This window comes from Enterobacter sp. RHBSTW-00175 (assembly GCF_013927005.1).
GTDB lineage: Bacteria > Pseudomonadota > Gammaproteobacteria > Enterobacterales > Enterobacteriaceae > Enterobacter.
Map to the genome: position 1 here is coordinate 1987134 of NZ_CP055930.1, position 21874 is coordinate 2009007.

The window sequence follows — 21874 nt, forward strand, 5'->3', positions numbered from 1 at the left end:
GAAACAGCTTCGGCGTTGTAAGGTTAAGCCTCACGGTTCATTAGTATCGGTTAGCTCAACGTATCGCTACGCTTACACACCCGACCTATCAACGTCGTAGTCTTCAACGTTCCTTCAGGACTCTCAAGGAGTCAGGGAGAACTCATCTCGGGGCAAGTTTCGTGCTTAGATGCTTTCAGCACTTATCTTTTCCGCATTTAGCTACCGGGCAATGCCATTGGCATGACAACCCGAACACCAGTGATGCGTCCACTCCGGTCCTCTCGTACTAGGAGCAGCCCCCCTCAATTCTCCAGCGCCCACGGCAGATAGGGACCGAACTGTCTCACGACGTTCTAAACCCAGCTCGCGTACCACTTTAAACGGCGAACAGCCGTACCCTTGGGACCTACTTCAGCCCCAGGATGTGATGAGCCGACATCGAGGTGCCAAACACCGCCGTCGATATGAACTCTTGGGCGGTATCAGCCTGTTATCCCCGGAGTACCTTTTATCCGTTGAGCGATGGCCCTTCCATTCAGAACCACCGGATCACTATGACCTGCTTTCGCACCTGCTCGAGCCGTCACTCTCGCAGTCAAGCTAGCTTATGCCATTGCACTAACCTCCTGATGTCCGACCAGGATTAGCTAACCTTCGTGCTCCTCCGTTACTCTTTGGGAGGAGACCGCCCCAGTCAAACTACCCACCAGACACTGTCCGCAACCCGGATTACGGGTCTACGTTAGAACACCAGCCATTAAAGGGTGGTATTTCAAGGTTGGCTCCACGCAGACTGGCGTCCACGCTTCAAAGCCTCCCACCTATCCTACACATCAAGGACCAGTGTTCAGTGTCAAGCTATAGTAAAGGTTCACGGGGTCTTTCCGTCTTGCCGCGGGTACACTGCATCTTCACAGCGAGTTCAATTTCACTGAGTCTCGGGTGGAGACAGCCTGGCCATCATTACGCCATTCGTGCAGGTCGGAACTTACCCGACAAGGAATTTCGCTACCTTAGGACCGTTATAGTTACGGCCGCCGTTTACCGGGGCTTCGATCAAGAGCTTCGCGTTGCCGCTAACCCCATCAATTAACCTTCCGGCACCGGGCAGGCGTCACACCGTATACGTCCACTTTCGTGTTTGCACAGTGCTGTGTTTTTAATAAACAGTTGCAGCCAGCTGGTATCTTCGACTGATTTCAGCTCCACCCGCAGGGGCTTCACCTACACATCAGCGTGCCTTCTCCCGAAGTTACGGCACCATTTTGCCTAGTTCCTTCACCCGAGTTCTCTCAAGCGCCTTGGTATTCTCTACCTGACCACCTGTGTCGGTTTGGGGTACGATTTGATGTTACCTGATGCTTAGAGGCTTTTCCTGGAAGCAGGGCATTTGTTACTTCAGTACCGTAGTACCTCGTCATCACACCTCAGCGTTAAAAAGAGTCCGGATTTACCTAAACTCTCCGCCTACATGCTTAAACCGGGACAACCGTCGCCCGGCTAACATAGCCTTCTCCGTCCCCCCTTCGCAGTAACACCAAGTACAGGAATATTAACCTGTTTCCCATCGACTACGCCTTTCGGCCTCGCCTTAGGGGTCGACTCACCCTGCCCCGATTAACGTTGGACAGGAACCCTTGGTCTTCCGGCGTGCGGGCTTTTCACCCGCATTATCGTTACTTATGTCAGCATTCGCACTTCTGATACCTCCAGCATCCCTCACAGGACACCTTCAACGGCTTACAGAACGCTCCCCTACCCAACAACGCATAAGCGTCGCTGCCGCAGCTTCGGTGCATGGTTTAGCCCCGTTACATCTTCCGCGCAGGCCGACTCGACCAGTGAGCTATTACGCTTTCTTTAAATGATGGCTGCTTCTAAGCCAACATCCTGGCTGTCTGTGCCTTCCCACATCGTTTCCCACTTAACCATGACTTTGGGACCTTAGCTGGCGGTCTGGGTTGTTTCCCTCTTCACGACGGACGTTAGCACCCGCCGTGTGTCTCCCGTGATAACATTCTTCGGTATTCGTAGTTTGCATCGGGTTGGTAAGCCGGGATGGCCCCCTAGCCGAAACAGTGCTCTACCCCCGAAGATGAGTTCACGAGGCGCTACCTAAATAGCTTTCGGGGAGAACCAGCTATCTCCCGGTTTGATTGGCCTTTCACCCCCAGCCACAAGTCATCCGCTAATTTTTCAACATTAGTCGGTTCGGTCCTCCAGTTAGTGTTACCCAACCTTCAACCTGCCCATGGCTAGATCACCGGGTTTCGGGTCTATACCCTGCAACTTAACGCCCAGTTAAGACTCGGTTTCCCTTCGGCTCCCCTATACGGTTAACCTTGCTACAGAATATAAGTCGCTGACCCATTATACAAAAGGTACGCAGTCACACCACGAAGGTGCTCCCACTGCTTGTACGTACACGGTTTCAGGTTCTTTTTCACTCCCCTCGCCGGGGTTCTTTTCGCCTTTCCCTCACGGTACTGGTTCACTATCGGTCAGTCAGGAGTATTTAGCCTTGGAGGATGGTCCCCCCATATTCAGACAGGATACCACGTGTCCCGCCCTACTCTTCGAGTTCACAACCTGTGTGCTTTCGTGTACGGGGCTATCACCCTGTATCGCCGGACTTTCCAGACCGTTCCACTAACACACAAGCTGATTCAGACTCTGGGCTGCTCCCCGTTCGCTCGCCGCTACTGGGGGAATCTCGGTTGATTTCTTTTCCTCGGGGTACTTAGATGTTTCAGTTCCCCCGGTTCGCTTCGTTAAGCTATGTATTCACTTAACGATAGTGTGTCGGAACACACTGGGTTTCCCCATTCGGAAATCGCCGGGTCAAAGGTTCATATCACCTCGCCGGCGCTTATCGCAGATTAGCACGTCCTTCATCGCCTCTGACTGCCAGGGCATCCACCGTGTACGCTTAGTCGCTTAACCTCACAACCCGAAGATGTTTCTTTCGATTCATCATCAAATTGCGAAAATTTGAGAGACTCGAACACACCACTTAAGGTGTGTCGTTTCAATTTTCAGCTTGATCCAGATTTTTAAAGAGCAAAACTTCGCAGTGAACCTTTTCAGGTACACTCTGAAGTTTTCTTGTTTTCGCAGTAAAGATGGTGGAGCTATGCGGGATCGAACCGCAGACCTCCTGCGTGCAAGGCAGGCGCTCTCCCAGCTGAGCTATAACCCCATCGTATACACTAATCTCTGTACCGCTCATCCTTTAACATAAGGATTTTGGTAGGCCTGAGTGGACTTGAACCACCGACCTCACCCTTATCAGGGGTGCGCTCTAACCACCTGAGCTACAAGCCTGCAGAGATTTTTACTGCTATTTTTCATCAGACAATCTGTGTGAGCACTACAAAGGCAGGTTCTTTAAGGTAAGGAGGTGATCCAACCGCAGGTTCCCCTACGGTTACCTTGTTACGACTTCACCCCAGTCATGAATCACAAAGTGGTAAGCGCCCTCCCGAAGGTTAAGCTACCTACTTCTTTTGCAACCCACTCCCATGGTGTGACGGGCGGTGTGTACAAGGCCCGGGAACGTATTCACCGTAGCATTCTGATCTACGATTACTAGCGATTCCGACTTCATGGAGTCGAGTTGCAGACTCCAATCCGGACTACGACATACTTTATGAGGTCCGCTTGCTCTCGCGAGGTCGCTTCTCTTTGTATATGCCATTGTAGCACGTGTGTAGCCCTACTCGTAAGGGCCATGATGACTTGACGTCATCCCCACCTTCCTCCAGTTTATCACTGGCAGTCTCCTTTGAGTTCCCGGCCGAACCGCTGGCAACAAAGGATAAGGGTTGCGCTCGTTGCGGGACTTAACCCAACATTTCACAACACGAGCTGACGACAGCCATGCAGCACCTGTCTCAGAGTTCCCGAAGGCACCAATCCATCTCTGGAAAGTTCTCTGGATGTCAAGAGTAGGTAAGGTTCTTCGCGTTGCATCGAATTAAACCACATGCTCCACCGCTTGTGCGGGCCCCCGTCAATTCATTTGAGTTTTAACCTTGCGGCCGTACTCCCCAGGCGGTCGACTTAACGCGTTAGCTCCGGAAGCCACTCCTCAAGGGAACAACCTCCAAGTCGACATCGTTTACGGCGTGGACTACCAGGGTATCTAATCCTGTTTGCTCCCCACGCTTTCGCACCTGAGCGTCAGTCTTTGTCCAGGGGGCCGCCTTCGCCACCGGTATTCCTCCAGATCTCTACGCATTTCACCGCTACACCTGGAATTCTACCCCCCTCTACAAGACTCTAGCCTGCCAGTTTCGAATGCAGTTCCCAGGTTGAGCCCGGGGATTTCACATCCGACTTGACAGACCGCCTGCGTGCGCTTTACGCCCAGTAATTCCGATTAACGCTTGCACCCTCCGTATTACCGCGGCTGCTGGCACGGAGTTAGCCGGTGCTTCTTCTGCGAGTAACGTCAATCACCAAGGTTATTAACCTTAATGCCTTCCTCCTCGCTGAAAGTACTTTACAACCCGAAGGCCTTCTTCATACACGCGGCATGGCTGCATCAGGCTTGCGCCCATTGTGCAATATTCCCCACTGCTGCCTCCCGTAGGAGTCTGGACCGTGTCTCAGTTCCAGTGTGGCTGGTCATCCTCTCAGACCAGCTAGGGATCGTCGCCTAGGTGAGCCGTTACCCCACCTACTAGCTAATCCCATCTGGGCACATCTGATGGCAAGAGGCCCGAAGGTCCCCCTCTTTGGTCTTGCGACGTTATGCGGTATTAGCTACCGTTTCCAGTAGTTATCCCCCTCCATCAGGCAGTTTCCCAGACATTACTCACCCGTCCGCCGCTCGTCACCCAGGAGCAAGCTCCCTGTGTTACCGCTCGACTTGCATGTGTTAGGCCTGCCGCCAGCGTTCAATCTGAGCCATGATCAAACTCTTCAATTTAAGTTTGATGCTCGTGAATTAAACTTCGTAATGAATTACGTATGTTCACTCAGAGACTTGGTATTCATTTATCGTCTTGCGACGTTAAGAATCCATGTCACTTTGAGTGCCCACACAGATTGTCTGATAAATTGTTAAAGAGCAGTGCAACGTGGCTTTCAGCTCACCGTTGCGAGGTCCCGTATATTACGTTTTCCTCATTCAGAGTCAAGCGTTTATTTTCGTTTTTCTCTGTTGGCGTTCATCTCTGAACCCCGCTAACCCGGCGGCTTGTAAGCCGTTGTTCCGTGTCAGTGGAGGCGCATTATAGGGAGTTCTCAGACGTTGACAACCCCTCTTTTGAAAAAAACTTTCAACCGTCTCTTTTTTGCTCAAAACCGTGCTACAACGCTAGTTTTTCGAGCGTTTCAAAGCCGTAACGATGTAAAACGGGTAAAAGTTGTTCAGTCTCTTTTGTTATCGCCATACAAAAAGCGATATTGGCATCACTAGATTTTGCATCTGGCGCTTCATGTTCAAGCAGCCAGGCAGTACGACGCGCAATTGCCGCACCGGAATCCACCAGCCGGGTCCCCTCTGGCAGAACCGCCAGAAGCTCTTCCTGTAAAAGAGGGAAATGGGTACATCCCAGAACAACGGTGTCCGGCGGCTCCGGCATCCGCAGCCACGGACGCAAAATGCGGCGCAGCTCTTCCAGTGGAACAGCGTGTCCATGCAACTTCGCTTCCGCCATTTCGACAAGCTCCGCAGATCCGAGCATCGCAATCTGGCATTCATTAGCAAAGCGGTCGATCAGCTCACGCGTATAAGGACGCTTCACCGTACCACGCGTAGCCAGCAACCCGACAATCCCATTCGCCGTCAGACGTGCGGCCGGTTTAATCGCAGGCACAACACCCACAACCGGGAACGGAAACTTTTCGCGTAATGCGGGAAGGGATACCGTACTCGCCGTATTGCAGGCGATAACGGCCAGCGCCAGAGGATAGCGCTTTTGCACGGCAGTCACGATTTCAAGGACACGCTCAACAATGAACTCTTCGCTCTTTTCTCCATAAGGGAAAGCGACGTTATCGAAAGCATAGATGTAATGGAGATTCGGCAGGAGATGCCGAATCTCATCATAGACCGAAAGCCCACCTACGCCGGAATCAAACACCAGCACGGAGGGACGCGGATCAGAAGGTGTAGCTGCCAGACAAGGTGTATTCCCGTCCTGCAGTTTGGTAGCCATAAACTGTCTCGTAATCTTTATCGAACAGGTTGGCTATTTTACCACGAACTGTAAGGTGAGAGGTGACAGGATATGAAACTGCGACATCCCACAAACTTACACCGCCCATTTTGACTTCACGAGACGGGAAACTACTGAAGTCATCGTCATAGCGCGTACCCAAATAGCGATATGCAAGATTCCAGTCAACATCCCAGGTTTGCCAGTCAAGTTGATATTTCACCTGCTGCTTAGAGCGGCGCTTGAGCACTTCATTGGTGTTTGCATTACGTGGATCCACATAATCATATGAGACCTGATGGCTAATCGGGCCGGTATCAAATTGAGCAGTGGCCTCTATCCCCTCAATACGTGCTTTGTTCACGTTGTATGGACGGTTCATCTGATCGTAACCAATCAGATTATCGACATCGTTACGGTAAGCGCTAACACGCCAGTTCACCGGGCCGGTTAAACCTTCAAAGCCGCCTTCCCACTGTTTGCTCTCTTCAGGTTTAAGATCCGGGTTGCCGTACTTCGCACTGTGGATCTGACTCATGGTTGGCGCTTTATAGGCTGTACCGTAGGAGGCAATGAAGCGATATCCTTCGATAAACTCCCAGGCCGCGCTGGTTTGCCAGGTGCTGTGGTTGCCGAAGTTCGAGTTGTCATCATTACGAGCGGCGGCTTCCAGCGTCACGCTATCAAACTGCTGCATACCGGAGAGGAAAACACCCGTATTGTGCTGCTCGTAGCCTTTATCCAGAGATGCCGTTCCCGACTGGGTTTTCTGTTTCTGCCAGTCCAGACCTGCGCCGATATTGCCGTGACCGACGGCCACGTTGTTCATCCACTGAGCGGTATATTGCTTAACATCATCCATGCTGGAAGATGCTGCATAACGGCCTTTGCTCGGATCATAGTTAAGGTCTTTGCTACGACCATAGCCCGCGACCAGCTGAGATTGATAAATCCCCTGGCTATAGCGAAGCCCGGTATCCCAGTTCTGGCTATACAGTTGGCGTGTATCCGGAGTGCCGGTTATAGCCGTGTAATCATCATTGTAGGTATCGTAACCATCGTACGCCGTGCGGTTATCGTAACCAAAGCCACGGAAGAAACCGCTCACGCTGTCGGTGATCTGCTGCTCCACAGAGCCATAGAGTGACTTACTCATAAAGCCGTCACGGTCAGGCTGGCGCGGTGCATCGTTTGCGCCAATATCAAAACCACGGGTATAGGTATAGTTGCCCGCCATTGTAATTTTGGTTTTATCCAGCACCTGCTGGAAAGAGCCATCATAGGTCTGGTAACCCTTAGACCCCACCCCTGCAGAAATTTCTGCCCCCGGTTTGTCGCGCCCGGTGATGATGTTGATTACACCGCCAATCGCGTCGGAGCCATACAGGGCCGAACGTGGGCCACGAATGTATTCAATACGCTGAATCAGGGAAGTAGGGATCTGGCTGAGGTCAGGAACGTTGCTGATCCCTGCATTATTCAGAGGGACACCATCGATCAGCACCAGAACATGGCGGGATTCGGTCCCGCGTATAAAGGTAGAAGAGGTCGCGCCCATACCACCGCTTTGCGCGATATCCACGCCTGGCAGTCGTGACATGATTTCCACCACACTCTTTGCCTGCCAGCGTTCGATATCTTCACGCGTCACCACTGACGTCGGTGCGAGAACGGTATTAACAGGTTGCTCAAAACGGTTTGCAGTCACCACCAACGAGTCTGAGCTATCCTGCGCCCAGCCCGAAAATGCCGTGACGGAAAGCGCCGTCAACAGCGATACTTTTTTAATCATTGTTAAAGCATCCACAATATAAGAAGGATGCCGCAGGCCTCATCTATAGCACGCGATGATGAAACCAAATGCGACGTGTTACCGGCAGGTCTTCGGGCTAGGTGGCGTTTAATGGATGAAGACTTCCCGTTCTCACAGTGTCTACAACTCTCATCCCGCCAGTCTTTACCGCTGCGCGTCAGCTCCAGATTTACACTGGATTCCCTTTTCACTCTCAGGAGACCGGAAACAGAATGCTACAATTAGACACGTATAGATGTCCAGATAGCTATTAGCCATTAAATCTGGACATCCCCTGAACAATGCCTACAATCCCCGCGTAATTCTTTATCACTCAGGACGCATCATGACCCCCGAACACCTCCCGACAGAACAGTACGACGCGCAGCTGGCAGAGAAAGTTGTCCGCCTGCAAAGTATGATGACGCCTTTCAATGCGCCCGTTCCAGAGGTGTTCCGTTCCCCAGTCAGCCATTACCGGATGCGTGCAGAATTTCGCATCTGGCACGATGGGGACGACCTGTACCACATCATTTTCGATCAGCAGACAAAATCCCGTATCCGCGTAGACAGTTTTCCGGCGGCGAGCGAGCTGATTAACCAGCTGATGACCCTCATTATGGATGGCGTGCGCAGCAACCCGGTGCTTCGCAACAAGCTGTTCCAGATTGACTACCTGACCACGCAAAGCAACCAGGCGATTGTCTCCCTGCTGTATCACAAAGCACTGAACGACGAGTGGCGCGAGCAGGCAGAAGCCCTGCGCGATGCCCTGCGCGCGCAGAATATCAATGTTCACCTGATTGGCCGTGCCACCAAAACCAAAATCATGCTGGACCAGGATTACATCGATGAGCGTCTGCCGGTGGCGGGTAAAGAGATGATTTACCGCCAGGTAGAAAACAGCTTCACCCAGCCAAACGCCGCGATGAACGTGCAGATGCTGGAGTGGGCGCTGAAGGCGACAGAAGGGTCAACGGGCGATCTGCTTGAGCTGTACTGTGGTAACGGTAACTTCTCACTGGCGCTGGCGCGTAACTTTGAGCGCGTGCTGGCAACTGAAATCGCTAAGCCGTCGGTCGCTGCCGCCCAGTACAACATCGCCGCTAATCATATCGACAACGTGCAGATCATTCGTATGGCGGCAGAAGAGTTTACGCAGGCGATGAACGGCGTGCGTGAGTTCAATCGATTACAGGGTATCGACCTGAAGAGTTACCAGTGTGAGACGATTTTTGTCGATCCGCCGCGCAGTGGTCTGGACAGCGAAACCGAGAAGATGGTGCAGGCGTACCCGCGTATTTTGTATATCTCCTGCAACCCGGAAACCCTGTGCAAGAATCTGGAAACATTAAGCCAGACGCACAACGTTGAACGTCTGGCTCTGTTCGATCAATTCCCGTATACGCACCACATGGAGTGCGGTGTATTGCTTACCGCGAAGTAATCTGTATGCCGGATGGCGCTGCGCTTATCCGGCCTACAACCCCCAATTCACTTACTCCGGCAGCTCGTGCTTACGGCCACGCATCCGCGAGCCAATCCAGAATACCAGCGCCACAGACAGCACCGCCGGCAGGAAGTTTGAGCCGATATCCGGGTACTCTGCACGTACCACAGTGCTATACAGCAACACGCCTAAAATAAAGCATGCTGCAGCAAGCCCCGGCAACCCCACAGGCATCGTGCGGTTCAGATAGCGTTGATGCAGACAGTACACCGTCAGCACCAGTGCAATTAGCGGGAAAATTGAGAATGGTACGATAGAGCTGAAAACAGCCGAAAACGTGCCATTAATTGATAAGCCAGCGATCAATGCCAGCAACAACGTACCTTTATCCTGACCTGACTGTTTCATTACTCACCCTTCACTCATCGGTTTGATGTGCCAACTTTTCTTGTTCACGGCGATACCAGTAATATGCCCCTTTGGAGATCATCCTGAGTTGCAATACCAGTCGCTCTTCGAGCTGCTTGCGCTGTTCAACGCTCACATCCAGTGCTTCGGCACCCGCACTAAAGACAATGGTCACCATCGCCTCGGCCTGCGCTTCAGTGAATGCACGCGGCATATGGTTTTCGAGTTCAAGATAGTCGGCAAGTTCCGCAATGAAGTGCTGAATTTCACGCGCGACCGCGGCACGAAATGCGGCCGATGTCCCGGAACGTTCACGCAACAGCAGGCGAAATGCGTTGGGGTTATTGCCGATGAACTCCATAAAGGTCGATACGGACGTGCGAATAACACTACCGCCTTTTGCGATACGCTGACGTGCCTGGCGCATCAGCTGGCGCAGCATCAGACCACTTTCGTCGACCATGGTCAGGCCCAGTTCATCCACATCACGGAAATGACGATAGAAGGACGTTGGCGCAATCCCGGCCTCGCGTGCTACTTCACGCAGGCTCAAACTGGCAAAACTTCGCTCAGCACTCAGCTGACTGAATGCGGCTTCCACCAGCGAACGCCGGGTTTTCTCTTTTTGTTGTGCTCTTACGCCCATCACGATAGTTGAATCCTTCCAAAGGCCTGATGGCACTATACCAGAGAATAAAATTAATCTGTTTGCCTGGCTTTGTGAATGATTGTTTACGCGCGGTTTGTGCTCCACTGCCCGAAAAAAGCACAACGATAATTGGGTTACTCTGGCAATGATGTTATGATTCTGTTGCTTTTATGTATAAGAACAGGTAAGCCTTGCCATGCCACACACCTACGATTACGACGCAATAGTTATTGGTTCCGGCCCCGGCGGCGAAGGTGCTGCTATGGGTCTGGTGAAACAGGGAGCCAGAGTAGCGGTCATAGAGCGCTACCATAATGTTGGCGGCGGTTGCACCCACTGGGGCACCATCCCTTCCAAAGCCCTCCGCCATGCCGTTAGCCGTATTATTGAATTTAACCAGAACCCTCTTTACAGCGACCACTCCCGACTTCTTCGTTCTTCCTTTGCCGACATCCTGAATCATGCGGATACCGTCATTAACCAGCAGACACGTATGCGTCAGGGATTTTATGAGCGTAACCACTGCGAAATTTTGCAGGGCAACGCGCATTTTGTCGATGAGCACACCCTGGCACTCGAATGCCATGACGGTTCGGTTGAAACCATCACCGCCGAAAAATTCGTGATTGCCTGCGGCTCGCGCCCGTACCATCCGGCCGATGTCGACTTCTCGCACCCACGTATCTACGACAGCGACTCCATCCTCAGCCTGCACCACGAACCACGCCATGTGATTATCTATGGCGCAGGAGTGATTGGCTGCGAATATGCGTCGATCTTCCGGGGTATGGAGGTCAAAGTTGACCTGATTAACACTCGCGATCGCCTGCTGGCCTTCCTCGACCAGGAGATGTCGGATTCCCTCTCGTATCATTTCTGGAACAGCGGTGTGGTGATTCGCCACAACGAAGAGTACGAGAAAATCGAAGGCTGCGATGACGGTGTGATCATGCATCTGAAATCCGGCAAGAAGCTGAAAGCCGACTGCCTGCTGTATGCCAATGGCCGTACCGGTAATACCGATTCGCTGGCGCTGGAAAACATCGGGCTTGAAACCGACAGCCGTGGCCAGTTGAAGGTCAACAGCATGTACCAGACCGCGCTGCCGCACGTTTACGCGGTGGGTGATGTGATTGGTTATCCAAGCCTCGCGTCAGCGGCCTACGATCAGGGGCGCATCGCGGCTCAGGCGCTGGTGAAAGGCGAAGCTACCGCACATCTGATTGAAGATATTCCGACAGGGATTTACACCATCCCGGAAATTAGCTCCGTCGGGAAAACCGAACAGCAACTGACGTCCATGAAAGTGCCTTACGAGGTGGGTCGTGCACAGTTTAAACATCTGGCGCGCGCGCAAATCGTGGGAATGAGTGTGGGAACGCTGAAGATTTTATTCCATCGCGAGACGAAAGAGATCCTCGGTATTCACTGCTTTGGTGAACGCGCGGCGGAAATCATTCATATCGGCCAGGCGATAATGGAGCAAAAAGGTGGTGGTAACACCATCGAGTACTTCGTTAACACCACCTTTAACTACCCGACCATGGCGGAAGCCTATCGGGTAGCGGCACTAAACGGTCTGAACCGTCTGTTTTAACGCGCCGTCAAAATGGCCATCCATGGAACTACGGATGGCCTCTGCCAGCTGCTCATAGCGGCTGCGCAGTGGCGAGCCCGGGCGATAAACCAGGCCAATGGTACGACGCGGCTCTGGTTTAATGCACGGCAGATAGACCACACCATCACGTTTACGCTCGTGCGGAACAGCCAGCGCAGGCAGCAGCGTGATACCGCTTCCCGCCGCCACCATGTTACGCAGCGTTTCCAGACTGGTTGCGCGGAAATGGGTATCTTCATCCGCACCGGCCTCAAAACAGAAGCCCATCGCCTGATCGCGCAGACAGTGGCCATCTTCCAGCATCAGCAACTTTTCACCGGCCAGATCGGCCATCGGCACGCGATCGCGGTTCGCCCACGGGTGATCTTCATAGATAGCCAGCATCATCGGCTCATCAAACAGCGGCACCTCAATAAAGGCTTCACTCTCTTTGACCAGCGCCAGAATAGCGCAATCGAGCTTACCGCTATCTAACTGCGCCAGCAGCTGATGGGTTTGTGCTTCATGCAGATACATTTCGAGTTTCGGGAATGTCTGGTGCAGCATCGGTATGATCTGCGGTAACAGGTACGGGCCAACGGTTGGGATCAGGCCAATATGCAGTGGGCCCGACATCGCTTCCCCCTGCTGGCTTGCCATTTCCTTGAGCACTTTGACCTCGCGCAGCACGGTGCGCGCCTGATCCACCAGCAGAAGACCTGCCTGGGTGAACAGAACCTTACGACTGGTGCGCTCCAGCAGCATTACGCCCAGCTCATCCTCCAGCTTGCGGATTTGACCGCTCAGCGTGGGCTGGCTCACGTGGCAGGAATCTGCCGCGCGGCGAAAATGACGGTGCTCGGCTAACGCTACCAGGTATTCAAGATCACGAATATTCATTATTCATCCTCCGTCACCACGATAGTTCGTGGCGATAGATAGCATAGCAACGAACGATTATCCCTATCAAGCATTCTGTTGAATAATACACCACATAGACAGGGCGGCACATGTTTGACCCAAAACGACCCCGCCACCGTCTGACGAGTTTCTCTCAAAACTCGAACAACTAAAGCCAACGTGAACTTTTGCGGACCCCGTGGTCCGCATTTTTTTTGCGTAAAAAAGCCCGGCGCTAAGCCAGGCTCTGTTTTTCTCCCTCTCCCTGTGGGAGAGGGCCGGGGTGAGGGCATCAGCCCGCACGGTTCAAACCAACCGGCTCTTCGCATCCGCGATCGCCTGCGCGACCTGCTTAGGCGATACACCGCCTTTCGCCGCACGCTTATCCAGGCAAGACTGCAACGCCAGAATCGGATAAACATCATCCCCGATAACCGCACTGAATTTTTGCAGGTCGGTAAGCGTCAGCTCTTCCAGAGGTTTACCCTGACGAATCGCTTCCACTACCGCTTCACCCACAATATGGTGCGCTTCACGGAACGGAACACCTTTCGCCACCAGATAGTCAGCCAGTTCGGTGGAGTTAGCGTAACCCTGCTGTGCAGCTTCCTGACAACGTGGGCGTTTCACCTGAATACCATCCAGCACCAGTGCGCCCATATGCAGGCAATCCAGCCAGGTGTCGAGCGCGTCGAACAGCCCTTCTTTGTCTTCCTGCATATCTTTGTTATACGCCAGCGGCAGCCCTTTCAGGGTCATCATCATGCCAGTCAGCGCACCCTGCACACGGCCACACTTACCGCGGATAAGCTCCAGCGCATCCGGGTTTTTCTTCTGTGGCATCAGGGAAGAGCCAGAGGTCACACGGTCAGAAAGCTCAACAAAGCCAGCTTCACCGGAGTTGAAGAAGATCAAATCTTCTGCGAAACGCGACAGGTGAACCATCCCGATAGAGGCATTGGACAGCAGCTCCAGCACGTGATCGCGGTCAGACACGCTGTCCAGGCTGTTACGGGTGGCAGAAGCAAAGCCCAGCCAGCCTGCCAGCTGTTCACGGTCGATTTCATACGCTGTACCCGCCAGCGCACCGCTACCCAGCGGACTCACGTCCAGACGCTTCAGGGTATCCTGAAGACGGCTTTCATCACGTGCCAGCATTTCTACATAGGCCAGGCTCCAGTGAGCAAACGTCACCGGCTGGGCACGTTGCAGGTGGGTGTAACCCGGCATAACCGCATCCTGGTTGTTCTGCGCGGTTTCCACCAGTGCAGCCTGTAACTGACGGTTTGCCGCCAGCAGTTCAACTACGGTGTCTTTGCACCACAGCTTCAGATCGGTTGCGACCTGGTCGTTACGGCTACGGCCTGTGTGCAGCTTTTTACCCAGCTGACCGACTTTATCGATAAGCTTACCTTCCACCCAGCTATGGATATCTTCGGCATCGCTTTTCAGGATCTGCTGCGGGTCCAGACGTACCTCTTCCAGCAGGTTGTTCAGCGCTTCTTCCAGCTGCTGTTGCTCATCTGCGGTCAGCACACCTACGGTCACCAGTGCTTTGGACCAGGCCACAGAGCCGACGATATCTTGTTCGGCCAGGCGGTAGTCGAAGCGCAAAGAGTCGTTAAACTGTTTGAACCGTTGATCCGCTGCCTGTGTAAAACGCCCACCCCAAAGTGCCATAACATGCTTCCTTAATATCTTGGAATTTCATTGCCCGGTGGCGCTGCGCTTACCGGGCCTACAAAACAATAAATCGATTACGCCAGAATACGCGTGCCAATCGGCGTGCCGTTAAACAGCGCCGGGAGTTGCTCCGCGTGACGCCAGGAGGCGATATCTACCGGGCGGCCAAGCGTGCGGGCAGCATCCAGCGCTGCGTTCACTTTCACGATCATGCCGTCGGTAATAATGCCCTGCGCAATCAGCTGCTCGGCTTTCGCCGCCGTCATTTCCGCAATACGCTGGCCTTTACCGTCCAGAATACCGCTCACGTCAGAGAGCAGAATCAGGTCAGCACCCAGCGTTGCCGCCAGTGCGGTTGCCGCCTGGTCTGCATTCACGTTCATTAGCTCACCCTCTTCGGTGACACCGATTGAGCTTACCACCGGCAGGAAACCGCCCTCCAGCAGCGTGTTAATCAGCTTAGGCGAACCTGGCTGCGCCAGTCCAACATGTCCGAGCTCTTCGTCGAGCGGGGTCACTTTTACGCTATCGCCATCGCCCAGATAGAGGCCAACAGAGGCGATATGGTGTTTCTTCGCCCATGCCAGCAGCGTTTTGTTCGCCGTACCCGCCAGCGCACCGGTAATGATGCCAATCTGATCGGCAGGCGTTACGCGCAGGCCATTTTTCTTTTTCACTGGCAGGTTGAGCCCTTTCATCAGCTCATCCACCACGCAGCCGCCGCCGTGGACAATCACCAGCGGGCGTTGGTGTGATTCACGATAGTTAACCAGTGCGGTAAAAAGACGCTCCAGCGCTTCTTCGCTGTCCAGCAGTACACCACCGAGCTTGATAATTAATGGGTTCATCATCACACCTTAAATAAGAGACTGCGTTTCAGCGAAGCCAAAACGAATGTTTGCGCACTGCATTGCCTGGGCGGCAGCGCCTTTGAGTAAGTTATCTTCTGCGGCGACCACAATCAGGTGTTCGCCCTGCACGGCAAAGCCGATATCGCAGAACGGCAGACCGACCACATTTTTCAGCGCCGGGACACCTTTTTCATACAGACGCACCAGGGGTTTATCAGCATATGCCTGAGTAAAGACCTCGCCCACCTGTTCTTTGGTCACACCCGGTTTCAGGCGGCAGGTAATGGTTTCGAGGATCCCACGCGGGAAGCTGCCCAGGTGCGGGGTAAAAATCACATCCGCGCCCAGATGGGTGGTGATTTCAGGGTGATGACGGTGATTAAACACGCCGTAAGGCTGGAGGCTCACTTCGCAGAAACTATTGGAAATTGCCGCCTTGCGTCCAGCACCGCTCACGCCACTGGTGGCGTTGATCACCGGCCACTGATTCAGATCCAGCAAACCTGCGTCGATCAAGGGCTTAAGTGAAAGCTGCGCCGCCGTTGGGTAGCAACCCGGCACGGCAATCAAATCTGCTTCTTTCAGTTTGTCCGCGCTCCACTCCGCCAGGCCATATACCGCTTTTTCAAGCAGATCCGGGTGCTGATGGGTGAAACCGTAATATTTCTCGTAGAACGCGCCATCGTTAACGCGAAACGCGCCAGAAAGGTCGAACACCACACAACCGGCCGCCAGGAATTGCGGTACCAGGTCGTGGCTGACTTCGTGCGCTGTGGCTAAAAACACCACGTCGACACCGTCGGTGAACTCGGTGATGTCAGACATCGGCTGCAAAGGCAGATCAACGATGCCCTTAAGTTGTGGATGCAAATCAGAAATTAACTTTCCTGCATCATTGCTTTGCGCTGACACGGTCAAAGCGGTTATGGTCATATGTGGATGGCGATTCACGTAGCTTACAAGCTCTGCGCCCGCATAACCGCTAGCGCCTACAATCAGCGTATTCAACATCGGGTTCCTTTATGCTCAACGTTAATGTATTTTTATTCACATTTATTGCATGAATATTGATACTATCACGACCTAAGGTGTGTCAACAATGAAAATGAACTTACCGCCATTTATCGAGATTTACCGCGCCCTGATCGCCACACCGTCCATCAGTGCAACCGAAGAAGCGCTGGATCAGAGCAATGAGTCTTTAATCAATCTTCTGGCGGGTTGGTTTAGCGATCTTGGGTTTAACGTTGAGGTTCAGCCTGTCCCCGGAACACGTCATAAATTTAACCTGCTGGCCAGTACCGGAACCGGCGCGGGTGGGCTGCTGCTGGCAGGCCATACTGACACCGTTCCGTTTGACGACGGCCGCTGGACGCGCGACCCGTTCACCCTGACCGAACACGACAACAAACTCTACGGTCTGGGCACCGCCGACATGAAAGGTTTCTTCGCTTTTATCCTCGACGCGCTGCGTGACGTGGACGTGACGAAACTGAAAAAACCGCTCTATATCCTGGCGACCGCCGATGAAGAAACCAGCATGGCAGGCGCACGTTATTTCTCTGAAAATACCTCTATTCGCCCGGATTGCGCCATCATCGGCGAACCAACCTCTTTGCAGCCCATTCGTGCGCATAAAGGCCATATTTCTACAGCGGTGCGCGTACTGGGCCAGTCCGGCCACTCCAGCGATCCGGCTCGCGGCGTGAACGCCATTGAGCTGATGCACGATGCCATCGGCCACATCATGCAACTACGTGATTCCCTGAAAGAGCGCTATCACCATGATTCGTTCACCGTGCCTTACCCGACGCTGAACCTCGGTAGCCTGCACGGCGGGGATGCCTCCAACCGTATCTGCGCCTGTTGCGAACTGCATATGGATATCCGCCCGCTGCCAGGTATGACGCTGAGCGACCTGAACGGTTTACTGACAGAAGCCCTGGCACCAGTGAGCGAACGCTGGCCTGGCCGCCTGACAGTTTCCGATCTGCATCCGCCTATTCCGGGCTACGAGTGCCCGCCGGATCACCAGCTGGTCGAAGTGGTGGAAAAACTGCTCGGCGAGAAAACCGACGTGGTGAACTACTGCACCGAAGCGCCGTTTATTCAGACCCTGTGTCCAACACTGGTCCTCGGCCCTGGCTCCATCAACCAGGCCCACCAGCCGGATGAGTACCTGGAAACCCGCTTTATCAAACCAACCCGTGAACTGATTACCCAGGTTGTGCATCACTTCTGCTGGCATTAATGACCTTTCCCCTCTCGAATGAGAGGGGAAAATCTCGCGATCTTCGTCACATTCCCATAAGCATCACTTATCTGACGCGAAGCGAATTAAATTTCGTAAATTGCCCACATTTATTCGTTTGCTGAACCGTTTTCGCAGCAATTGACGACAGGGGTTTTACGTGGCTTTATAAAGGGAGATGACAAAATATTGTCCAAAAGATTTTCGATTGGGCATAAACAAAAATGATGGGGTGACTGGGTTTTTATGAACGAACAATATTCCGCGTTGCGTAGTAATGTCAGTATGCTCGGCAAGGTGCTGGGAGATACCATCAAGGATGCGTTGGGTGAGAACATTCTCGACCGCGTTGAGACAATCCGTAAGCTGTCTAAATCTTCCCGTGCAGGAAACGAGGCCAATCGTCAGGAGCTGCTTACCACCTTGCAGAACCTGTCTAACGATGAGCTGCTGCCTGTTGCACGCGCATTCAGCCAGTTCCTGAACCTGGCGAACACCGCTGAGCAATACCACAGCATTTCGCCAAAAGGCGAAGCGGCCAGCAACCCGGAAGTTATTGCCCGTACACTTCGTAAACTGAAAGACCAGCCAGACCTCAACGAAGCGACCATCAAAAAAGCGGTGGAGTCGCTCTCTCTGGAACTGGTACTGACTGCTCACCCAACCGAGATCACCCGTCGTACGCTTATCCACAAAATGGTGGAAGTGAACAACTGCCTGAAGCAGCTGGATAACAAAGACATCGCCGACTACGAACGTAACCAGCTGATGCGCCGTCTGCGCCAGCTGATTGCCCAGTCCTGGCACACTGACGAAATTCGTAAGAACCGCCCAAGCCCGGTCGATGAGGCCAAATGGGGCTTTGCGGTGGTGGAAAACAGCCTGTGGGAAGGTGTTCCTAACTACCTGCGCGAGCTGAACGAACAGCTGGAAGAAAACCTGGGCTACCGCCTGCCGGTGGATTTTGTGCCGGTGCGCTTCACTTCCTGGATGGGCGGTGACCGTGACGGTAACCCGAACGTGACCGCAGAGATCACCCGCCACGTCCTGCTGTTAAGCCGCTGGAAAGCCACCGACCTGTTCCTGAAAGATATTCAGGTGCTGATCTCTGAGCTGTCGATGGTTGAAGCGACACCAGAACTGCGTGAACTGGCCGGTGAAGAAGGTGCCAGCGAGCCGTATCGCTATCTGATGAAAAAGCTGCGTGGTCAGCTGATGGCAACTCAGGCCTGGCTGGAAGCGCGCCTCAAAGGCCAGCGCCTGCCGAAGCCGGAAGGCCTGCTGAGCCAGAACGAACAGCTCTGGGACCCGCTGTACGCCTGCTATAAATCTCTGCAAGCTTGCGGTATGGGCATCATCGCCAACGGTGAACTGCTCGACACCTTGCGCCGCGTGAAGTGCTTCGGCGTACCGCTGGTGCGTATCGATGTTCGTCAGGAAAGCACCCGCCACACTGAAGCGCTGGGTGAACTAACCCGCTATCTCGGTATTGGCGACTACGAAAGCTGGTCCGAAGCCGACAAACAAGCCTTCCTGATCCGCGAGCTGAATTCCAAACGTCCTCTGTTGCCACGCAACTGGGAACCCAGCAACGAAACCCGCGAAGTGCTCAACACCTGTAAAGCGATCGTTGATGCGCCGAAAGGATCGGTGGCGGCCTATGTGATCTCGATGGCGAAAACCCCGTCCGATGTGCTGGGTGTTCACCTCCTGCTGAAAGAAGCCGGCATCGACTACGCCCTGCCGGTGGCACCGCTATTTGAAACCCTGGATGACCTGAACAACGCCAACGATGTCATGACGCAGCTGCTGAACATCGACTGGTATCGCGGCTTTATTCAGGGCAAACAGATGGTGATGATTGGCTATTCCGACTCCGCAAAAGACGCGGGCGTGATGGCGGCATCCTGGGCTCAGTACCAGGCGCAAGACGCACTGATCAAGACCTGCGAGAAAGCCGGTATCGAACTGACCTTGTTCCACGGTCGTGGTGGTTCCATTGGCCGTGGCGGTGCGCCAGCTCATGCGGCACTGCTTTCTCAACCGCCGGGAAGCCTGAAAGGTGGCCTGCGTGTAACCGAACAGGGCGAGATGATCCGCTTCAAGTACGGTCTGCCGGAAGTGACTATCAGCAGCCTGTCGCTTTACACCAGCGCCATTCTGGAAGCCAACCTGCTTCCACCGCCAGAGCCGAAGGAGTCCTGGTGTCATATCATGGACGAGCTGTCAGATATCTCCTGCGATCTGTACCGCGGCTACGTGCGTGAAAACAAAGACTTCGTGCCTTACTTCCGTTCAGCGACACCTGAGCAGGAGCTGGGTAAACTGCCACTGGGTTCACGCCCGGCCAAACGTCGCCCTACCGGTGGCGTAGAGTCTCTGCGTGCTATCCCGTGGATCTTCGCCTGGACGCAAAACCGCCTGATGCTGCCAGCCTGGCTGGGTGCCGGTGCGGCGCTGCAAAAAGTGGTGGAAGATGGCAAGCAGAGCGAGCTGGAAGCCATGTGTCGCGACTGGCCGTTCTTCTCCACACGCCTTGGGATGCTGGAAATGGTCTTCTCCAAAGCCGACCTGTGGCTGGCGGAATACTACGATCAGCGTCTGGTGAAACCTGAGCTGTGGGCGCTGGGCAAAGAGCTGCGCGAACTGCTGGAAGGCGACATCAAAGTGGTACTGGATATCGCCAACGACTCGCACCTGATGGCAGACCTGCCGTGGATTGCCGAGTCTATCCAGCTGCGTAATATCTACACCGACCCGCTGAACGTACTCCAGGCTGAGCTGCTGCACCGTTCCCGCCAGGCCGAAGAGGAAGGTAAAGAGCCTGATCCTCGCGTTGAGCAGGCGTTGATGGTGACAATTGCAGGCGTTGCGGCAGGGATGCGTAACACCGGCTAATGCTTGATGCCAGGCGGCGCAGCGCCGCCTGGCAAATTTCGGTATCCACACCATGCACCACGATATCACCCAGATCCTGACTAACCTGATTAACGGTGCATTACCGCTGGGTCAGGTGCATTTTTCAACCCAGGCATCCAGTGCACCCGAACTTGCCTTACAGGTCGATTTTCCACGTCTGGAGATTGTTCTTGAAGGGTCTGTTGAAGATTGCGCGGCCTCCGTTCTACAGCCACGTGATGTCCTCTACGTTCCGCCAGGAGGCTGGAATGACCCACACTGGCAAGAACCCGCGACAACGCTGAGCATTCTGTTTGGTAAACAACAACTTGGGTTTAGCCTTTTGCACTGGGACGGCGTGGAAATCCGCAATCTCGCGAAGCAACATGTTGCCCGCCGTGGCCCCCGGATTGGCTCCTTCCTGCTGCAAACACTCCATGAAATGCAAATGCAGCCGAACGAGCAACAAACAGCAAGACTGATTGTGGTTAGCCTGCTGAGTCACTGTATCGACCTGCTGGGCAGTCAGATCCAAACCGCCTCCCGCAGTCAGGCCCTGTTTGAAGCCATTCGCATTTATATTGATGAACATTACGCCGCACCACTCACCCGTGAATCGGTCGCCCAGGCGTTTTACATCTCACCCAATTATCTGTCGCATCTTTTTCAGAAAACAGGTGCAGTGGGCTTTAACGAATACCTGACACACACCCGGCTGGAGCACGCACGTCAGTTGTTGAAAGGGTATGATTTAAAAGTGAAAGAGGTGGCTCACGCCTGCGGCTTTGTCGACAGTAACTACTTCTGCCGGTTATTCCGTAAAAACACGGAGCGCTCGCCGTCAGAATATCGCCGCCAGTACCACAGCCAGCTCACCGGAAAAGCGGCTAGTCCAGAATGACCTGAGTGTACTGCGGTGCTGATAACATTTTACGCACCGCAACCATGACCTTCTGCGGATCGCGCAGAAAAGCGTTAATCCCGCACTTCACATAGCGGGTATGTTCAAAACGTTCGCTTCCCGCCAGTTCAATATCAGTGATGAGTAACACGACATCTGCACGGCGAATATCGTCTTCCGTGAGCGTACTTTCCACGCCCAGAGCGCCCTGAGTCTCAATGTGAACGTTCCATTTTTCCTGCTGACATAACTTTTCCAGTCGTTCTGCGGCCATATAGGTATGTGCCACACCGCTGACACAGGCAGTCACCGCCACCAAATAACGCCCCGTTATCACTGTCATTC

14 protein-coding genes, 2 tRNA genes, 2 rRNA genes and 1 riboswitch are annotated in these 21874 nt (G+C 53.7%); of the genes, 5 read left to right on the top strand and 13 right to left on the bottom strand.

All coding sequences use genetic code 11. The features are described 5' to 3' along the window. Positions 1 to 19 precede the first annotated feature (19 nt). The 6 genes from HV107_RS09400 to btuB form a co-directional block, all read right to left on the bottom strand. Positions 20 to 2925 (bottom strand): 23S ribosomal RNA (locus HV107_RS09400). A 180-nt stretch (positions 2926 to 3105) separates the two neighbouring features. Then, a tRNA-Ala gene (locus HV107_RS09405) sits at positions 3106 to 3181 on the bottom strand. A 48-nt stretch (positions 3182 to 3229) separates the two neighbouring features. Continuing rightward, a tRNA-Ile gene (locus tag HV107_RS09410) sits at positions 3230 to 3306 on the bottom strand. 69 nt (positions 3307 to 3375) lie between these two features. Next, positions 3376 to 4915, bottom strand: a 16S ribosomal RNA gene (locus HV107_RS09415). The 16S and 23S rRNA genes sit together here with 2 tRNA genes alongside, the layout of an rRNA operon. Positions 4916 to 5297: 382 nt before the next feature. Continuing rightward, complete coding sequence (murI, locus tag HV107_RS09420; protein ID WP_182062971.1) at positions 5298 to 6149, bottom strand: glutamate racemase; 852 nt, start codon at positions 6147 to 6149, stop codon at positions 5298 to 5300. Beyond that, positions 6094 to 7941: a TonB-dependent vitamin B12 receptor BtuB gene (gene btuB / locus HV107_RS09425; protein WP_182062972.1), complete on the bottom strand. Its 1848-nt coding sequence runs from the start codon at positions 7939 to 7941 to the stop codon at positions 6094 to 6096. The genes murI and btuB overlap by 56 nt, the downstream gene beginning before the upstream one ends. Positions 7942 to 8006: 65 nt before the next feature. Continuing rightward, positions 8007 to 8183, bottom strand: a riboswitch (cobalamin riboswitch). A gap of 104 nt (positions 8184 to 8287) precedes the next feature. Here btuB and trmA point away from each other — a divergent pair. Further along, complete coding sequence (trmA, locus tag HV107_RS09430; RefSeq protein ID WP_166718489.1) at positions 8288 to 9388, top strand: tRNA (uridine(54)-C5)-methyltransferase TrmA; 1101 nt, start codon at positions 8288 to 8290, stop codon at positions 9386 to 9388. 51 nt (positions 9389 to 9439) lie between these two features. Here the strand turns inward: trmA and HV107_RS09435 are convergent, their stop codons facing one another. Continuing rightward, positions 9440 to 9799, bottom strand: coding sequence for a YijD family membrane protein (locus tag HV107_RS09435; protein WP_014072318.1), 360 nt, complete (start codon positions 9797 to 9799; stop codon positions 9440 to 9442). 10 nt (positions 9800 to 9809) lie between these two features. Next, the gene (gene fabR, locus HV107_RS09440) at positions 9810 to 10448 is read right to left on the bottom strand and encodes an HTH-type transcriptional repressor FabR (RefSeq protein WP_014072319.1); all 639 of its coding nucleotides are present in this window, start codon (positions 10446 to 10448) and stop codon (positions 9810 to 9812) included. A 196-nt stretch (positions 10449 to 10644) separates the two neighbouring features. Here fabR and sthA point away from each other — a divergent pair, with 196 nt between their 5' ends. Next, positions 10645 to 12045, top strand: a complete 1401-nt coding sequence (sthA, locus tag HV107_RS09445) for a Si-specific NAD(P)(+) transhydrogenase (RefSeq protein ID WP_182062973.1) — start codon at positions 10645 to 10647, stop codon at positions 12043 to 12045. On the opposite strand, the gene oxyR is transcribed toward sthA, so the two are convergent. The 4 genes from oxyR to argC form a co-directional block, all read right to left on the bottom strand. Further along, positions 12019 to 12945 (bottom strand): DNA-binding transcriptional regulator OxyR, encoded by a 927-nt coding sequence (gene oxyR, locus HV107_RS09450; protein WP_182062974.1) that lies wholly within the window; start codon positions 12943 to 12945, stop codon positions 12019 to 12021. The two genes, sthA and oxyR, sit on opposite strands and share 27 nt — an antisense overlap. Before the next feature lie 306 nt (positions 12946 to 13251). After that, the gene (argH, locus tag HV107_RS09455) at positions 13252 to 14625 is read right to left on the bottom strand and encodes an argininosuccinate lyase (protein WP_182062975.1); all 1374 of its coding nucleotides are present in this window, start codon (positions 14623 to 14625) and stop codon (positions 13252 to 13254) included. Between the two features lie 77 nt (positions 14626 to 14702). Further along, positions 14703 to 15479 (bottom strand): acetylglutamate kinase, encoded by a 777-nt coding sequence (gene argB / locus HV107_RS09460; protein WP_182062976.1) that lies wholly within the window; start codon positions 15477 to 15479, stop codon positions 14703 to 14705. Between the two features lie 6 nt (positions 15480 to 15485). Further along, entirely contained in the window at positions 15486 to 16490 is a 1005-nt protein-coding gene (gene argC, locus HV107_RS09465; RefSeq protein WP_182062977.1) for an N-acetyl-gamma-glutamyl-phosphate reductase, read from the bottom strand. Between the two features lie 88 nt (positions 16491 to 16578). Between argC and argE the strand changes: the two genes are divergently transcribed. The 3 genes from argE (at position 16579) to HV107_RS09480 (ending at position 21529) form a co-directional block, all read left to right on the top strand. After that, positions 16579 to 17730, top strand: a complete 1152-nt coding sequence (argE, locus tag HV107_RS09470) for an acetylornithine deacetylase (protein WP_182062978.1) — start codon at positions 16579 to 16581, stop codon at positions 17728 to 17730. A 246-nt stretch (positions 17731 to 17976) separates the two neighbouring features. After that, on the top strand, positions 17977 to 20628 hold the full coding sequence (ppc, locus tag HV107_RS09475; protein ID WP_182062979.1) for a phosphoenolpyruvate carboxylase: 2652 nt from the start codon (positions 17977 to 17979) through the stop codon (positions 20626 to 20628). A gap of 52 nt (positions 20629 to 20680) precedes the next feature. Then, positions 20681 to 21529 (top strand): AraC family transcriptional regulator, encoded by an 849-nt coding sequence (locus HV107_RS09480; protein WP_182062980.1) that lies wholly within the window; start codon positions 20681 to 20683, stop codon positions 21527 to 21529. Here HV107_RS09480 and HV107_RS09485 read toward each other — a convergent pair. Next, complete coding sequence (locus HV107_RS09485; protein WP_182062981.1) at positions 21516 to 21872, bottom strand: PTS fructose-like transporter subunit IIB; 357 nt, start codon at positions 21870 to 21872, stop codon at positions 21516 to 21518. The two genes, HV107_RS09480 and HV107_RS09485, sit on opposite strands and share 14 nt — an antisense overlap. Positions 21873 to 21874: the final 2 nt, after the last annotated feature.

What these genes read in the sequence shown, in the direction of transcription:
- argE (WP_182062978.1), top strand. Translation starts at nt 16,579, where the DNA reads ATGAAAATGAACTTACCGCCATTTATCGAGATTTACCGCGCCCTGATC.
- ppc (WP_182062979.1), top strand. Translation starts at nt 17,977, where the DNA reads ATGAACGAACAATATTCCGCGTTGCGTAGTAATGTCAGTATGCTCGGC.
- HV107_RS09480 (WP_182062980.1), top strand. Translation starts at nt 20,681, where the DNA reads ATGCACCACGATATCACCCAGATCCTGACTAACCTGATTAACGGTGCA.
- trmA (WP_166718489.1), top strand. Translation starts at nt 8,288, where the DNA reads ATGACCCCCGAACACCTCCCGACAGAACAGTACGACGCGCAGCTGGCA.
- murI (WP_182062971.1), bottom strand. Translation starts at nt 6,149, where the DNA reads ATGGCTACCAAACTGCAGGACGGGAATACACCTTGTCTGGCAGCTACA.
- btuB (WP_182062972.1), bottom strand. Translation starts at nt 7,941, where the DNA reads ATGATTAAAAAAGTATCGCTGTTGACGGCGCTTTCCGTCACGGCATTT.
- oxyR (WP_182062974.1), bottom strand. Translation starts at nt 12,945, where the DNA reads ATGAATATTCGTGATCTTGAATACCTGGTAGCGTTAGCCGAGCACCGT.
- argB (WP_182062976.1), bottom strand. Translation starts at nt 15,479, where the DNA reads ATGATGAACCCATTAATTATCAAGCTCGGTGGTGTACTGCTGGACAGC.
- sthA (WP_182062973.1), top strand. Translation starts at nt 10,645, where the DNA reads ATGCCACACACCTACGATTACGACGCAATAGTTATTGGTTCCGGCCCC.
- argH (WP_182062975.1), bottom strand. Translation starts at nt 14,625, where the DNA reads ATGGCACTTTGGGGTGGGCGTTTTACACAGGCAGCGGATCAACGGTTC.
- HV107_RS09485 (WP_182062981.1), bottom strand. Translation starts at nt 21,872, where the DNA reads ATGACAGTGATAACGGGGCGTTATTTGGTGGCGGTGACTGCCTGTGTC.
- HV107_RS09435 (WP_014072318.1), bottom strand. Translation starts at nt 9,799, where the DNA reads ATGAAACAGTCAGGTCAGGATAAAGGTACGTTGTTGCTGGCATTGATC.
- argC (WP_182062977.1), bottom strand. Translation starts at nt 16,490, where the DNA reads ATGTTGAATACGCTGATTGTAGGCGCTAGCGGTTATGCGGGCGCAGAG.